The 15544-nt window shown below is 65.9% G+C and carries 12 protein-coding genes; 5 read left to right on the top strand and 7 right to left on the bottom strand.

What is annotated here, in order from left to right:
• Window positions 1–58: 58 nt before the first annotated feature.
• From ACFX43_RS09220 to ACFX43_RS09190, 7 genes are all read right to left on the bottom strand, one after another.
• A complete protein-coding gene (locus ACFX43_RS09220; protein WP_378819772.1) occupies window positions 59–913 on the bottom strand; it encodes an HAD family hydrolase in 855 nt (284 codons plus the stop codon).
• On the bottom strand, window positions 910–1518 hold the full coding sequence (locus tag ACFX43_RS09215) for a GNAT family N-acetyltransferase (protein WP_378819770.1): 609 nt from the start codon (window positions 1516–1518) through the stop codon (window positions 910–912). Before ACFX43_RS09215 ends, ACFX43_RS09220 begins: the two co-directional genes overlap by 4 nt.
• Window positions 1505–2251, bottom strand: a complete 747-nt coding sequence (locus ACFX43_RS09210) for a lasso peptide biosynthesis B2 protein (protein WP_378819767.1) — start codon at window positions 2249–2251, stop codon at window positions 1505–1507. The genes ACFX43_RS09215 and ACFX43_RS09210 overlap by 14 nt, the downstream gene beginning before the upstream one ends.
• A complete protein-coding gene (locus ACFX43_RS09205) occupies window positions 2248–4128 on the bottom strand; it encodes an albusnodin/ikarugamycin family macrolactam cyclase (protein ID WP_378819764.1) in 1881 nt (626 codons plus the stop codon). The genes ACFX43_RS09210 and ACFX43_RS09205 overlap by 4 nt, the downstream gene beginning before the upstream one ends.
• A gap of 81 nt (window positions 4129–4209) precedes the next feature.
• A complete protein-coding gene (locus ACFX43_RS09200) occupies window positions 4210–4356 on the bottom strand; it encodes an albusnodin family lasso peptide (RefSeq protein ID WP_378819761.1) in 147 nt (48 codons plus the stop codon).
• Window positions 4357–4518: 162 nt separating this feature from the next.
• The gene (locus ACFX43_RS09195; protein ID WP_378819758.1) at window positions 4519–5451 is read right to left on the bottom strand and encodes a phosphotransferase; all 933 of its coding nucleotides are present in this window, start codon (window positions 5449–5451) and stop codon (window positions 4519–4521) included.
• 10 nt (window positions 5452–5461) lie between these two features.
• Complete coding sequence (locus ACFX43_RS09190) at window positions 5462–6901, bottom strand: helix-turn-helix domain-containing protein (protein WP_378819756.1); 1440 nt, start codon at window positions 6899–6901, stop codon at window positions 5462–5464.
• A 428-nt stretch (window positions 6902–7329) separates the two neighbouring features.
• Here ACFX43_RS09190 and ACFX43_RS09185 point away from each other — a divergent pair, with 428 nt between their 5' ends.
• The 5 genes from ACFX43_RS09185 (at window position 7330) to ACFX43_RS09165 (ending at window position 15542) form a co-directional block, all read left to right on the top strand.
• The gene (locus tag ACFX43_RS09185; protein WP_378819753.1) at window positions 7330–9108 is read left to right on the top strand and encodes an N-6 DNA methylase; all 1779 of its coding nucleotides are present in this window, start codon (window positions 7330–7332) and stop codon (window positions 9106–9108) included.
• Window positions 9105–10334 carry a hypothetical protein gene (locus tag ACFX43_RS09180; protein WP_378819750.1) on the top strand — a complete coding sequence of 410 codons (1230 nt, stop codon included), beginning with the start codon at window positions 9105–9107 and terminating at the stop codon, window positions 10332–10334. The genes ACFX43_RS09185 and ACFX43_RS09180 overlap by 4 nt, the downstream gene beginning before the upstream one ends.
• Complete coding sequence (locus ACFX43_RS09175; protein WP_378819747.1) at window positions 10334–10948, top strand: hypothetical protein; 615 nt, start codon at window positions 10334–10336, stop codon at window positions 10946–10948. Before ACFX43_RS09180 ends, ACFX43_RS09175 begins: the two co-directional genes overlap by 1 nt.
• A gap of 142 nt (window positions 10949–11090) precedes the next feature.
• Window positions 11091–14219 (top strand): type I restriction endonuclease subunit R, encoded by a 3129-nt coding sequence (locus tag ACFX43_RS09170; protein ID WP_378819744.1) that lies wholly within the window; start codon window positions 11091–11093, stop codon window positions 14217–14219.
• Between the two features lie 126 nt (window positions 14220–14345).
• Window positions 14346–15542, top strand: a complete 1197-nt coding sequence (locus ACFX43_RS09165) for a hypothetical protein (RefSeq protein WP_378819742.1) — start codon at window positions 14346–14348, stop codon at window positions 15540–15542.
• Window positions 15543–15544 lie beyond the last annotated feature (2 nt).

The raw sequence follows: 15544 nt of genomic DNA, 5'->3' as shown, positions 1-15544 counted from the left end.
CCTTAGTCTCCGCCACCCGCGGTAATCGGTGCCAGGGACTCGCGCTACCAGGGTGCGTTCAGCTTGGAATCACAGTCGCGGTGTCGGTTGCCCAGGCTGTCGTGAGGTGGCGCAAGACGCTGTCCTCGGTGTTCGCGCCGATGACGCTGGTCGCGGCGGCGAGAACCTCCGGGGCGGCGTTGGCGACGGCGTACGCCTCATCGGCTGCCCCGAACATGGGCAGGTCGTTGAGGTTGTCGCCGTAGGCGATGACTTGGTCGACGTCCAGGTAGTCGCGCAGCCAGTCGACGGCGTGGGCCTTGGTCGCCCGGGCGGCGCTGAGCTCGAGGTACGTGTCCTGCGGGTGGTGCGTGTCGATCTGCGCGATGAGGGAGAGCCTGCCGTCGGTACCCGCCGCGATGTCGATCGTCAGGGCCGCGATCGCCGATGCGTCGCCGATGATCGTGGCATAGAAGACGCCGTCGCGGGGGAGACGGGCCCAGCTTGTGGCTGTTCGAAAGCGTTGGTCGCCAACCCTGTCCGCGAGAAAGCGGCGCATGCCCTCGGACTCCTCGCCCTCTACCCAGGTCGCCCGCTCGACCGTCGGAGTGCCGTTGTAGACGATCGGCGGAACTCGGTGTTCGCGGCAGATCTGGAGCACGGTGTCCAGGTCGTCGTCCGGGATGCGTTCCTCGTTGAGGATCGCGCCGGTGTTCGGATCGAGCTGGAACGCGCCACCGGAGACGGTGACCGGAATCCGCAGGTCGAGGCTATCGGTGACGCGTGCCGCGGAGACGTACGAGCGGGCGGTCGCGTAGGTGAACCACAGGCCCTTCGCCACGAGGTCGTTGATGCCGTCACGGGTTGACGTCGAGAGTGCGGCGCCGGGGCCGAGGAGCGTGCCGTCGAGGTCGCTGAGGATCAAGGTGCTCAACTTAGACCACTGTCACCTGCGGCTTTGCCGAGCACCGCGGCCTCAACCAGGCGTGGTCCGGGGTAGTCCCCGGGAAGCGCGTCCATGAGGATCTCGTCGGCCGGTCGGCCAAGCCACCAGGCCGACTGGCGTCGCGTACCGATGATCTTGAACCCCGCCTTCTCATACGCTCGCACTCCGGCGGTGTTGTCGGCGATCACTGACAGATAGACCGACCGGAGTTGGGCCACGTGGAAGGCCCAGTCGAGCACCATCGTGGTTGCGGTGGTGCCGATTCCGCGGCCGCGGGTCCTCTCGTCGCCGAGGTAAATGAAGAACTCGGCGGTGCCATAGCGGTGGTCCATCGCCAGAGATGAGCTGCCGACGGGCTGCCACTCGCTGCCGTCCACCTCCTGGTAGATGGTGAATCGAGCTTGCGAATCGGAGTGACGCAACTGCGAGTCCAAACCGGCGGTGCGCTCTGGGAGCGTCTCGGGTCCGAGTCGGCCGTAACCGGCCATGACTCGCAGGCTCGATTCCCACCTCCAGTAGGAATCGAGCAGGTCGGCGCGGAGCGGTCCGAGCCCGACGCCGTCGTGGGTCAGCCACAGGTCAGTGTTGGTCATGTTGCGCTCCTTGGTGGTCGAAGTCTTCTGGGATCGCGCGCAGAATCGTGTAACGGCCGGTGGACGCGGGTTCGGCAGCGGGGACGCCCTTGTTACCGACTCGCGCCTGCACCCAGGCATGGAGCCTGACGGGGTCGGAAGCGACGCCATGGCACCACGTGACCGACCTGCCGAGTAGCGCAAGTGCCACTGTGGCCGCGACAGACTCCTCCAGGCACGCGACACGCCCAGGAAACCAGCGTCCCATCCGCCTGATGTGGAGGACACCCCGCTCGGCTTCGTCGAGGGTCGCCGTCCGGAGGGGGAGGAGGGCGACGCCGCCGAGAAGAGCGGTCAGCCGGCGCATCGTCCCCCCGCGGGCTCCGAGCGCCTTCAGAAAGAGGACTGCCATGAAAGCCGCCGCCGAGGCGATGACTTCCGCTGGCGTCGCTTTGCGACACTCAGCCGCAGTCAGGCCGGCGTCGCACTCATCGGCCCCGAACGACAGCGCGGGAGGTTTGCCGGTCACGACACGCAGAGAACGCGTGCCACTGCCGTCCAGGCCGAGCGCGTCGCGGATCCGATCGGCGAGGGGTTGGTCAGCGGCAGGCGATCCCGCACAGGCCTGGTCTGTGTCGCGTCTCCTGCTGAGCAGGCGGACCAGACCCGTGTGGTAGTCGACCACCAGGGTGGTGTCCGTGAATTGGCATGCGTACAGGTCCCGGCCGCGACACGGAATGGAGGTGGTCGTCATGAGATTGCCCCAGCCGGGCTCACTTGCCATTCCCATCTGACGATCTCGGTCCGGTCCAACGTGCGCAGCCAGCTCTCAAGGCCGAGCGCGGCGTCGAGCTGCGGCAGGCAGACGGCCGCCCCTGTGGCCCCGGCCGCGCCTGCCCGGAGTGAGGCACGCAGCGCGTCCACGCGGACGAGTCCCAGGTCGCTCAGGCGTCCGTCGGCGAGATCGAGCAGCGAAGACAGGTTCGTCCGCAACCCAGCGAAGTAGTCCGATGCGAAGCTGCCCTTGGTGGTCCTGACAGCCAGCTCAGGCGGGTAGATGTCCTCCAGCGCTTCCCGGATCTGCGGCTTGTACTCGCTCGGGCGAGGCATCGCGGCGACCGGCGCGCTCAGCACGGCAGCCAGGACGCGGGAGTCGACGAAGGGGTTGTGCAGGGGTACGCCATGGTGCGCCGCCAGTTGGGCGTCGGAGTCGGCTGTCCTGCCGACCTCTGCCGCGTCGTGGACGATTGCGTGCGCCGTGAGTGCACCGCGGGCGTGCGGCAGGGGCGGGGCGGCGTCCGCCAGCGCCGCTGCGCGGAGCCCGGCTTGGGCGGTCGCCCACGGCGGCGGTGCCGCGACCGTCAGCCATGCGTTGGCCGCAGCGCGTTGGGTCTTGGTCGCGAGTCCGGAGTGCCACCACGCGGCCGCTGCTGCCAGGCCCTGTTCCGGCGTGTGGCGGAGGAGGTCCGTGGCCGCACGGAGCACCTCTGCAGGGGCGGTGCGCCGCAGCCTCGCGAGCCTGCGCGCCTCGGCTGCAGCGACGGCGAACCGGCGATGTGCGATCGCATCCGCGATCCACGCGACTGACGTCATCAGCACGGTGTCTCCGCCGTCCCCGGTCATGTGGCAGTCGGTGGCAGTGCGCTCGCGCATCGCGTCGAGCTGGAACGCGAACCTGGCGTAGGCCCTGGCCGAGGGTGCCGGCTCGTCGGTCACCGGCAGGCCGTCAAGACGACAATAGGGGAGATGAGCGCCGTCGAGGGCGAGGAGATGGTGTTCGACGCCTGGACGCTGGCCTGCTCGCAGCGCGTGGGCGAGGTCCCCTGTCGGTGCTCCGGTTGCGTTGGTCGACGGCTCGTGGACCGTGTAGGCCGAGATCCTGCGCCCGCTCGGGGCCAGAGCCCTGGCCGCCAGGAGGGTCAGGGCGGTCGAGTCGAGCCCTCCGGAGAGGTCCGCGCTCGGAGCGATGGTGTTCGCGATCCGTGACCTGATCGCTGCGGTGAGCTCGGCCCGGAGCCCGGCCGGGCCGCTCGGTTCCGAGCCGTGCCGTTCTCCGGGAACCCACATGCGGCTGCGCCACGCGGTGCCGCTGCGGCCGAACATGTAGCGGTGCCCGGGAAGGACGAGGCGCACGCCATCGAAGTACGTGCGCTCCCCGAAGAGCCTCGGCGTGCCCGGCGCATGGAGCTCGCCAGAGAGCCGCTCGATGTCGAGACGGTGCTCGCCGTTACAGGCGAGCCCGGCGAGGCCACGAGCGGAGGTCGACCAGTAGAGGCCCTCGTCGGCGAGGCAGGTGTAGATCGGCACGGCAGTCGCCAGGTCCGACCAGATCGAGAGGTGCGACTCGGTCTGCTCCACGACCGCGTATGCGCCGGGCCATCGCCAGGTCACGTCGTCGGGGACCGAGCTGGCCGCAGCCGCGGCGAGTTCGGCGTCGCTGACCGACGCCGTGCCGATGAGGATCAGGTCGTGCACGCCGTCTCGGACCAGGCGATATCGCGCCGCTGGCGCGTGGCTTCCATGCTCGTCCATTGCCCAGGCGATCGACGTGCCCCTGGCGGCGACCGGGCGTGCGCCGAGCGGGGATCGGGGTCGCGAGTGGTCGCCGATGTAGCCGGCCATCCAGAACATGCTCAACCTCGTTTCGTGAAGAGTCGCGGATCGGGCAGGGGAGAGCCCGCAAGGCAGGCCCTCCCCGGTGCGTGGCAGGCGTCAGTTGTACTGGCGGCGCTTGTCCTCGCTACCCGTGCCGCCGCTGCCCAGGGTGAGCTCAGCCGCGTCGCCGAGCTCGATCACCTCCGCGTGCTGCTCGCGGTCTCTGCACCGTTCGACGGGCTGGGTGCGGTCGTTCTCGAACATGTCGGTCTCCTTCGACTGGTTGATGTCAGACGGTTCACTTGCCGCAGCGGTTCGGCCGGGGCAGTTCCATTGGGCCCGTCATCAGGCAGTCGGCGGAAGGGGTTCGATGCGGACAGCGGTCCTGTCCGCATCCGGGTGGAGAGCGAGGGAGGTGCGCTCGCCTCAGAGCCCTGTCCAGGTCATGGCGGTGTCGCCGGCGCGGATGGCGTCGAACCGCTCGCGGAGCGCGGCGCGGTGCGCAGCGGACCGGTTGGCACGCCGCAGCGGCCCGGAGAGCTGGACCAGGTCGCGCATCCGCATCAGCAGATCCAGGCCGGGCTCCTCGCTCAGGTCGTAGCCGTAGGTGTCGACGAACCGCTCGATCCAGGCCTTGTCCCTGCCGTAGCGTGTCGCCGCGTGCCATGTCGGGATCAGGTCCATCTCGCGGGGACCGATGCTGACCCCGTCCCAGTCGCCGAGGATCGCACGCTGCCCAGCGCTCGCGGTGACGTCCCAGAGCAGATTCCCCGCCCACGCGTCGGCATGGATCAGCCCCGTCCCCAGCGGCCAGTCGTACCTGTCGACCCGTTCGGTCACGGACGCGACCTCCTCGAGCAGCCATTCACGCTCCGCGCTGCTGAGGCCTTCGTAAGGGCCCTCCGAGGTCAGCACGTTGCGCAGCGAGGTGAGCGGCCGCCACCGGGGGAGTGCCAGCGGCGGCTCGGTCAGGGCGTGAAGGTCCCGCAGGAGCGAGCCGAGATGAGCCGAGTCGAAGGCTTCGGCGGGATCCGGTTGGGGGTAGTAGTGCCAGAAGCTCACCGTCAGGCCGGGTGCCCCCTGGCGCGGCCGGACCACAGTGGGAGTGGTGCCAGCGATCGGCGAGGTCGCGCCGAATCCGTGGTCGTCGCACAGCCAGCGGACGACTTGCTGGGTGGTCCCGATCTGCGCGACGGAGCGGGATTCAGGGGTCATCCTCGCCACGGCGTCCTCGGCTGGGAGGAGGAACACCGCGTTCGAGTAGTGATGGATGATCCGCGCCCCCTCGGCGGAGAGCGAGGCGCGCTCCGATGCTTCGGACAGGGCTTCGTGCAGCTCGGCGTCGGTGAGGTCGACCACGGGTTCCTCTCTACAGCATCACATCATGAAGGTCGGACTCGAACCCTCTGAGCAGGTCCGGGTCGAGGTGGCCGGCGAGCTGTCCGCGGACGGCGTTCACGGCGGCGATCGCGCGGGCGCTGGACACGCCGGCGATGAACGGCAGGACCCGGCGCAGGGCTTCAAGCGCACGCATCGGATCGGCGTGGCCGTCTCGTTGGGGGGACGGGAGGAACGCCGCGGCGATGGTCGCCGTGACCAAGACCTGCCGCCGCTGCATCGCCGACGAGGACGCCGTGGTGAGCAAGGTCGCCGCGTACTCCTCAACTCGTGCGGTCCTCCCGAGGTCGGAGGAGGAGTAGAGGAACTCGGTGGAGAGCTGGTCGGTGTTGAAGAACCCGATCCAGTCCGGGTCGCGGTCGCTTGCGCCCGACTGAAGGGCGCGCTCGGCGTCGTTCATCGCTCTGTCCGCGGCGACAGGGTCGGAGGAGCGGGCGAACGCTCTCGAGGCCACCGCACTAGCCCGCGCCGCCACGATGTGCGAGCCCGACCGGCGGCCGGCTTCGGCAGCGGCCTCGCCCAGCGCGACCGCCTGAGCGCGAGCGTCCAGGTGCAGCGCCTGCATGGTCATGTCGCCAAGGATGTGAGCGCCAAGGGCCTCGTCGTCGACGGCCCGCGCCAGACGAAGCGCCTGGACGAAGTAGCGCTGCGCCAGACCCTGGTGGCCGGAGTCGAACGACATGAAGCCCGCGAGGTCGCACAGCCTCGCGGTCGTGGTGAGCAGTTGGCGGTGGACCTCCCCGTCGCACTCCGCCGAGAGCAGCGGGCGCACCGTGGTGCGTAGGTAATGCCCGAGCGTCGACCTCGCATAGCCGCCGCCGAGCTGGTGGTCGGCCTTCGAGAACGCGCTGCCCATAGCGGCGACGGCTTCCACGTCGAGCAGGCTAAGCCGTCGGCGTCCTCCGGGCCGATCGGATCCAGCTGGCCCGCCCGCAGCCCGCAGAGCCGGTGTCGGTCGTGCCTGCTCCAGGTGCCAGCGCAGCAGAGCTCCGTCGTCGACCGACGGCAGCCATTGCAGCGGCACCGACTCCAAGGCGGCGTCTCCGTCCCAGAGCGCGGCCACGGTGCTCGCGGTCGTGGACAGATCCGTGTGCCACTCCAGCCCCAGGCCGGTGTCGACCCGTGCTGTCGTCTCGCCGTCGTGCGGCCGTTGGGCCTCCTGGTCGGCTCGATCCCAGATCCGCACCAGGGCTCCGGCCGTTTCCAAGGCCTCGTCAAGCCGGAGGACCGCGGCGCGGCTCGGCCAGCGCTCGGCCTTCTCGAACCGGCCGATGAGGGCGGCGCTGTCATGGGTCGCCCTGCCGAGCGCAACCTGTGACAGGCTCCGCTGTGTTCGCCAATGCCGCAGTTCTGCCCCGAAGAACGCGCGCGCGGACTCGAACGGGTTCAGCTCCTTCGGCGTCTGCCCCACGCCGCACCCCTTCCGAGACTTAGATGCACATTTAAGACACGACACGACGGAGTCTGTAAAGGAATGGGAATGCGGACAGGCTTTATGTCCGCATCTTCTACCTGCCGCGACAGCCCTTTGCTGCTTAGCGTCGGGATGTCCCCGGCCGCACGGGCTCTCGGAACGATCCGTGCGGATGGGACACCAGACGACAGGGATGGGCCAGTGGTCTCGCGGGCGCTCGTTGGCGGACGCCTGTGGGAGGGCCACGTCCGGGCAGCTGCCAGCGGCGCCATGCATCATCCAGATAGGTGACGTCCACTCGCGAGCCACCCTTCTATTGATGCAGCCATCGAGAGACTCGCCAAGTTGCCCCTTCGCGCACACGCCTGACTAAGTTGCGCGAGGATGGGGAACGTAATCAGATCCAGCAAGGAGTCTTTCCCGAAGTGAGCAAGCTCGGCAGCTTCATCTGGTCCATCGCGGACCAGCTTCGTGGCCCCTACCGGCCCAACCAGTACGGCACTGTGATCCTGCCGTTGACCATCCTGAGGCGGCTTGACTGCATTCTCGAGCCCGACCGGGAGACCGTCCGCGAGCTGGCGGCGAAGTTCGACAACCCGAACCGGCTCAAGATCGAGGTCAAGAAGGCGACCGGGCGGACGTTCTACAACACCTCCAACTTCTCATTCGCCAACCTGCTGGCCGACGCCGACGGCCTGGCGGACAACCTGACCGACTACATCGACCGGTTCTCACCTGACGTTGACGTGTTCGAGTATTTCGACTTCAAGAAGGAGATCCTGGCCCTCGAGAAGGCCGAGCTCCTGCGCGAGGTGGTCAAGTCCTTCGGCGCTGTCGATCTCCACCCGGAGGTGGTCTCCAACGCCGACATGGGTGATGCGTTCGAATACATCATCCGGAAGTTCAACGAGGCCGCCAACGAGACCTCCGGTGATCACTACACCCCGCGCGACGCGATCCGCCTCCTGGTCGACCTGCTCTTCGCCGAGAAGGATTCCGACCTCACCGAGGAAGGCATCATCCGTACGCTCTATGACCCCACCGCCGGCACCGGCGGCATGCTCTCCCTGGCCGAGGAACACCTGCTGGAGCAGAACCCCAAGGCCAAGCTGACGCTCTACGGCCAGGAGTACAACCCCCAGTCGTACGCCATCTGCAAGTCCGACCTGATTGCCAAGGGCAACGACCCGAGCCACATCGCCTTCGGCAACACGCTCACCGACCCCGCCTTCAAGGACAAGAAGTTCGACTTCTCCATGTCGAACCCGCCCTACGGGGTCGACTGGAAGCAGTACGCCAAGGCGGTCAAGGACGAGCGCGACCAGGCCGGTCCGTATGGCCGTTTCGCCCCCGGCCTGCCAGCCACCTCGGATGGCCAGATGCTGTTTCTCCTCCACCTCGCTCACCGGATGCGGGAGCCCGAGAATGGCGGTGGCCGGGTCGGTATCGTCATGAACGGCTCACCGCTCTTCAACGGTGCCGCCGGTTCGGGTCCCTCCGAGATCCGCCGGCACCTGCTAGAGAATGACTTGGTCGAGGCGATCGTCGCGCTGCCAACCAACATGTTCTTCAACACCGGCATTGCGACCTACGTCTGGATCCTCGACAACACCAAGCGTCCCGAGCGCCAGGGCAAGGTGCAGCTCATCGACGGCTCGTCCTTTTGGACCAAGATGCGCAAGAACCTTGGCGCCAAGGGCCGCGAGATCAGCGATGCCAACCGCGCCGAGGTCCTGAAGCTGTACGCCGCCTTCGAGGACGCCGATCCCGACTACTCTAAGGTGCTCCGCAACGAGGAGTTTGGCTACTGGACCATCACCGTCGAGCGCCCCCTATTGGACGAGTCCGGGGAGGTCGCCCGCGACCGCAAGGGCAACCCCAAGCCCGATGCCAAGAAGCGCGACACCGAGAATGTCCCCTTTACCTACGCCTCCGCTGGTCGAGCCGCGAGCGCCAGCGAGCGTGTCGAGACCAACACAGTCATCGACGGCGACTCAGTCGTCCAGACCTACTTCGACACCGAGGTCAAGCCCCACGTCGAGGACGCCTGGATCGATCACGCCAAGACCAAGGTCGGCTACGAGATCCCCTTCACCAGGCACTTCTACAAGTACGTCCCACCCCGCCCCCTCGCCGAAATCGACGCCGACTTGGAAAAGCAGGTCGCCAAGATCCTCGACCTTCTGCGCGAGGTGGAAGGGTGACTCCGACCCTGCGTCAGGGATGGCGGCAGACGACGGTTCGTCGGGTTCTGAGACCGCTCGATCGGCCCGCGCAACCCGAGCTCGGGGTCATCACTGCTTACCGAGATGGCGTCGTCACCCTGCGCTCCAATCGTCGCGAGGACGGTTACACGTTCTCCGACACCGAGAATGGCTACCAGGAGATCCGCCCCGGCGACCTGGTCTTCCACGCACTCGATGGATTTGCCGGTGCCGTCGGTGTGTCCGATAGTCGCGGGAACGCTTCTCCCGTCTACCACGTTTGCGAGCCAGTGGCGGGTGACGATCCGGCGTTCATCGCTCGTCTGCTGCGGCATCTGGGTACCGCCGGCTTCCTCACCACTCAGGCACCAAGCGTTCGCGAGCGCAGCGTGGATTTCCGCAACTGGAGCACCTTCGCGCGCATCCCGCTCTTCTTGCCTTCGGCGGCAGAGCAGCGATCCATCGCCAACTACCTCGACCGCGAGACATCCCGCATCGACACCCTCATCGACGAACAGCAGCGCCTGATCGAGATGCTCCGCGAGCGCCGACAGGCAGTTGTCGATGAGTCGCTTCATCCAGACGCCGATTGGGAGGTTCATGCGCTCAAGTTTGCGCTGGATGGCATCGATCAAGGTGTGAGTCCACAGGCGGAATCCGATTTGGCGCAGGAGCCTGGGTCTTGGGGCGTCTTGAAGTCGGGATGCGTCAATCGAGGGGTGTTTAATCCGCTGGAGCACAAGCGCCTTCCTGACGACTTCGCAGTTGACGAGCGTTTGGCGGTTTCGTTGGGTGACCTCCTTGTATCCCGGGCAAGCGGATCCCCCGACTTGGTGGGTTCCGCCGGAACCGTTGATCGGCTCGGCTACAACCTGATCCTGTCGGACAAGCTCTTCCGGCTGCGTCTACGGGATGGCCATGAGCCCCGGTTCTTCTACTGGCTTCTGAACTCTCGCCATTACAGAACGCAGGTCAGGCAGTCGATCAGTGGCGCCGAAGGGCTTGCGAACAACCTTCCCTTGTCCGCGCTTCGGAACTTTTCGATTGCCGTTCCGCCCGCAGCTGATCAGCGACGGATCGCGGCGTACCTCAACGACGAGATTGCAAAGCTTGACGCGCTGATCGCGGAGACGGTGCGCTTCATCGAACTCTCCCGCGAGCGCCGGGCGGCGCTGATCACGGCGGCGGTGACGGGTCAGGTCGATGTCCAGATAGGAGAAGCATGATGCCGGACTGGGTCGTTGCCGTACTGCCGGTCGCATCTGCGCTCGCCACCCTGGTTATCGGGAACTGGCATTCGCGCAAACTGGCGCGTGAGTCGCGGGTGGACGCCGAAATCCAGGCTGCAGCTGCCCGCCGCTTTGCGGCTCGCGAAGCCCGCTACACGGACCGTCGAGGGGCGGTTACAGCGTTTATTGCAGCGGTGGAGGACGAGATGACGAAGATCCAACATTACGTTGCGGATCCCAATATGCCGCCAGGCGGGCCTGGCGACCTGAATCCCGAGTATGAGTTTTCCAAGCTCAATCAAGCGCACGCAGAACTCGCTGTGATCGCTGACGAGCCAATCGTGGGGTTGGCGTCGACGCTTCGCTACTCGGTCGTTGATTACTTCTACAACGGCAAGAGCGACTGGGACAACTACCGGGCGACGCTATCGGAGTTTCAGCGAACAGCCCGGGCAATGTTGTCCGGGGATGCCGTGCGCGCCGAGCCGGCCGCGCTGGCTCGAGAAGCGGACAAATTTGTCTGGCGACCAAGATTCTTGCGTCGGCAGGTCGGGGCACCAACACTGCGCGATGCTGTTGGTGGCGGAAGTGAAGGGGACGAGGTGGCGTGACGGGCATCGGCCGTGACGCACAACAGCCCCGCACTCGGCGGGGCTGAAGGCCATGCGGGCGGCATTTCTGCGGCCTGCATTCGCAACGTAGCACAACATTACAAGCTCAGACTGTGTTCGGGCCGAGGGAGAGGGTGACACGGTGGCAGACCACAATGAGGTCGTCTTCGAGACCGAGATCTGCGCGCATCTCGAAGCCAACGGGTGGCTCTACTCAGCGGACGACAGCGGCTACGACAGAGAGCGGGCGCTGTTTCCGGAGGACCTGATCGCGTGGCTGGGTAGCACGCAGGGGGCTGCCTATCAGAAGGCGCTCAAGGCCGCGGGGTCACAAACGAAGTTTCTGGACGTGCTGACGGCTGCGCTCGACAAGCCGCTGGAGCATGGTGGCGGGACCCTGAACATCCTGCGCAACGGAGTGCAGTACATCGGCGGTGGCCGGCTGAAGATGGCGCAGTTCCGGCCGGAGACGTCGCTGAACGCGACGACGAACGAGCACTACGCGGCGATGCGGGTGCGGGTGATGCGGCAGGTGCACTTCTCGACCGCCGACCGCCGCTCGATTGACCTGGTGTTCTTCATCAACGGGCTGCCGGTGGCGACCGTGGAGTTGAAGACGGACTTCACGCAGTCGTTGGAGGAGGCGGTCAACCAGTACAAGAAGGATCGTCATCCGCTGACCAACGGGCGGCCGGAGCCGTTGTTGTCGTTCGGGCACCGGGCGCTGGTGCACTTCGCGGTCTCCAACGAGCTGGCGGCGATGACGACGAAGCTCGAGGGGGACAAGACCCACTTCCTGCCGTTCAATACCGGCTTTGACGAAGGTGCCGGGAACCCGCCGGGGGAGGACGGGCGGTCGGCGACGGCGTACCTCTGGGAGCGGGTGTGGGAGAAGCACTCCTGGCTCAACATCATCGGGCGGCTGATGATCGTGCAGTCGCGTGAGGAGTGGGACGTCGCGACGGGAGCCTCTGCGCGGCGCACGGCGATGCTCTTCCCGCGTTTCCACCAGTGGGAGGCCGTCACCCAGATCGAGGCCGCGATCCGCCAGGAGGGCGTGGGGCATCGCTACCTGATCGAGCACTCTGCCGGGTCGGGGAAGACGAACACGATCGCCTGGACCGCGCACCGGCTCGCACGCCTGCATGTCGATGACCAGAAGGTGTTCGACTCCGTCATTGTCGTCGTCGACCGGACGGTGCTGGACTCCCAGCTTCAGGACGCGATCCGACAGATCGACGGGTCGGGCAAGATCGTGGCCACGATCAGTCCGGAGGACGTTCGTAAGGCGGGCGCAGCCTCGAAGTCGGGCCTGTTGGCGCAAGCGCTGAAACAAGGCGAGTTGATCATCGCGGTCACGGTGCAGACCTTCCCGTGGGCACTGGATGAGATCCGGCGGGACTCGGCGCTGAAGGGGAAGAAGTTCGCGGTCATCGCCGACGAGGCGCACTCGTCGCAGTCGGGACAGATCTCCTCGAAGCTCAAGCAGGTGCTGACTGCTGAGGAGATCACGGAGATCGAGCAGGGCGGCACGATCGATGCGGAGTCGATCCTGGCCTCGGAGATGACCGAGCGAGCCGAGTCGAAGAACATCTCCTACCTTGCCTTCACGGCCACTCCGAAGAACAAGACGCTGGAGTTGTTTGGGCGCAAGGGCGCAGACGGGAAGCCGCGCGAGTTCCATCTCTACTCGATGAGGCAGGCGATCGAGGAGGAGTACATCCTCGACGTGCTCAAGGGCTATCAGACCTACGACACCGCCCTGAAGATCGCTGGCAAGGCTCAGAGCGGCGACCACGTCGATGAGTCTGCCGCCCGGAAGGGACTGATGAGGTGGGTGAAGCTGCACCCGACCAACATCAGTCAGAAGGTCCAGATCATCGTCGAGCACTTCCACGCCAACGTCGCCCACCTGCTAGAGGGCAAGGCGAAGGCGATGGTGGTGACGGACTCTCGCAAGGCCGCGGTGAAGTACAAGCTGGCCATCGACGCCTACCTGGCAAAGCGCGCTGCGGAAGACCCGACGTACAGCTATCGGACGTTGGTCGCCTTCTCTGGCTCGGTGACGATGGACGAGCACGAGGTCTGGACCGCCGAGTGGGGGCCGGTGCCGGGGGAGGACGACGAGTTCACCGAGGCAGCGATGAACCCAGGCGCGGGCTCGGACCTGGCGGCGTCGTTCAAGGGCGACACCTACAAGGTCATGCTGGTCGCCAATAAGTTCCAGACCGGCTTCGATCAGCCACTTCTGTGTGCGATGTACGTGGACAAGAAGCTCTCCGGCGTTACCGCCGTGCAGACGCTCTCACGCCTGAACCGGACTCACAGGACGGCCGGCGGTGAGCGGAAGCGAAAGACCTTCGTCATCGACTTCGTGAACAAGCCTGAGGACATCAGGACGGCGTTCGAGCCTTACTTCAAGAGTGCTTCGCTGGAGACTGAGACCGATCCGTACGTGGTCGTCCACCTCGCGAACAAGCTGGCGCACGCCGGGATCTACACCGAGGATCAGGTCCGCAAGGTGGCTGAGTTGTGGGTAGCCCGCAAGGGCAACAACGCACTCTCGGCTGCGATCAGCCCAGTGCAGCACGACTTCGCCCGCCGTTACGCGACTGCGCTTGAGGCGGACGACAAGGTCACGCTCAACACGCTGGACCTGTTCCGCAAGGACGTCTCCACCTACGTACGCCTCTATGACTTCATGAGCCAGATCGTGGACTACGGCGATCCCTACATGGAGATGCTCTCAATCTTCCTGCGGCTGCTGGAGAAGGTCATCGCGGAGTCGTCCTGGAGCGCGGAGGTCGATCTCTCCGATGTCGCACTCGTCGGTGTCAAGCACAACAAGTCGATCACCGTCGACATCTCACTTGTCGGCGACGGCGAGCTCAAGGGGATCACAGGCGCCGGTTCGGGAGCGCGCAAGGAGCCGAAGTATGTCGCGCTCCAGGTCGTCATCGACAAGATGAACGACCTCTTCGGTGCCGAGACTTTCGAGCAATCCCAGATCCGCGAGTTCGTCCAAGGGCTCGTGGCCCGCCTCCTCGGCTATCCCGACCTGGTCAAGCAGACCAAGGTCAATTCGAAGAAGCAGTTCATGGAGTCCCAGGACTTCCAAGCCGCCGTGACCGAGGCTGTCGTAGATAACCAGGATGCACACAACGCGATGGCCGACTACTTCTTCACAGATGGGCCGGGGATCCATGGAGTCATCGCGGCGATCGCTGAAGCCTTTTATGAGGCTGCGGTAGATCAAAGCATCCATGGTTGATTTGAGGAACTAGGGCTCTTGTCGGCGCGAGAAAGCCTCTTTACGTTGGGAGGACGGCTTTCGCTCGCTAGCGATGTCAACGGCCAGCGGACGCTGTCTCCGAGCAACCTTGTGGAGGAGACATCGATGAAGACGAGGCGTACGAATCAGGTGCTGGTAGTCAGCGTGGCACTGGCGCTCGCGGCCGCGACCTTGGCGGCGTGCGGGGGATCGAAGCCCAAGGTGCTGTCCGAGGCTGACGTCAATGACGCGGTCGTTCCGCTCGCAGCGCTCGGGTCCGGGTGGAACGAGTCCACGAGCCAGGACGAGGGCGACGACGAATCGCTGGGGTGCATGAAGGGCACGGAAAGCACGGCCGAAGGGAGGAAGGCCAAGGCGAAGGCGGAAGGCGCCTACGAGGTTGCCGGCGACATGGCAGTGACCTCGGTGTCGAGCGCAGTGGCGTCCTACGCGACCACTGACGAGATCGAAGGCGCGCTGGACTCGGTGCGGGACGCGCTCAAGGGCTGCAAGAAGGTCAAGGAGACCGACAGCGAGGGAACGACGATCTCACTGGAGTTCACGGTGGACGAGGAGAAGTCCCACGAGGGCGCCGACGAGCAGGTCAATGTGGTCGCGACGGGCACCAGCGGCAACTCGTTTATGGAGTTGCCGGTCGTGCTGGCGATGACCTTCACCCGGATCGGGAACCAGATCGTCACCATCACCTACGTCGACCTGTCGAACTCGTTGACCCCGGCGTACGCGGATCTCACCACGGCGGCGGCTCAGCGGGTGATCGACGTCCAGGAGGGCAAGAAGCCGTCCGGGAAGGTGATCGACGGATTCGCGCAAGGAGGCGAGGATGCGGCGACCGGGCCGGGCAGCAGCGCCGAGGAGCAGTTGCCGTTCGACGGTGGTGAATACACCTGGAAATCTGGTGTCACGATGAAGACTACGGTCGAGAAGTCCGAGCCGTGGGGGACGACTGACGACTTCTGCGGCGATGGTTCCTGCGGTGTCGCCGAACCTGGCGACACTCGGTTCGCCATGAAGTACGAGATCACCGTTCCGCCGGACTTCGAGGGCTCGTTCGAGCCGATCAGCTGCCCTGGACAGCTTCACGTCGAGTCCGGCAACGACGAGGACGCCTACATCGACGTCGCCGGTGAGAGCGCGAAGTACCTCGACGGCACGATCCGGCCAGGTGCCACGAAGTTCGGCGTCGTGGAGTACGTCATCAAGAAGGCGTCGGCCAGCGAGGAGTTCTACATCGAGTCCAGCTGTGGTGATCCGGACGACAGCGAGATCGCGTTCTTCGGAGGCACCGTGACCGCCGGGTAGCG

It is taken from the genome of Nocardioides sp. YIM B13467 (assembly GCF_042788075.1).
Lineage (GTDB): Bacteria > Actinomycetota > Actinomycetes > Propionibacteriales > Nocardioidaceae > Nocardioides.
This window is presented reverse-complemented; position numbering and strand designations above follow the sequence as displayed.

Excerpts from the sequence above, each read along its gene's own strand:
- ACFX43_RS09205 (WP_378819764.1), bottom strand. The coding sequence starts at position 4,128 with ATGTTCTGGATGGCCGGCTACATCGGCGACCACTCGCGACCCCGATCC.
- ACFX43_RS09210 (WP_378819767.1), bottom strand. The coding sequence starts at position 2,251 with ATGACGACCACCTCCATTCCGTGTCGCGGCCGGGACCTGTACGCATGC.
- ACFX43_RS09165 (WP_378819742.1), top strand. The coding sequence starts at position 14,346 with ATGAAGACGAGGCGTACGAATCAGGTGCTGGTAGTCAGCGTGGCACTG.
- ACFX43_RS09175 (WP_378819747.1), top strand. The coding sequence starts at position 10,334 with ATGCCGGACTGGGTCGTTGCCGTACTGCCGGTCGCATCTGCGCTCGCC.
- ACFX43_RS09200 (WP_378819761.1), bottom strand. The coding sequence starts at position 4,356 with ATGTTCGAGAACGACCGCACCCAGCCCGTCGAACGGTGCAGAGACCGC.
- ACFX43_RS09215 (WP_378819770.1), bottom strand. The coding sequence starts at position 1,518 with ATGACCAACACTGACCTGTGGCTGACCCACGACGGCGTCGGGCTCGGA.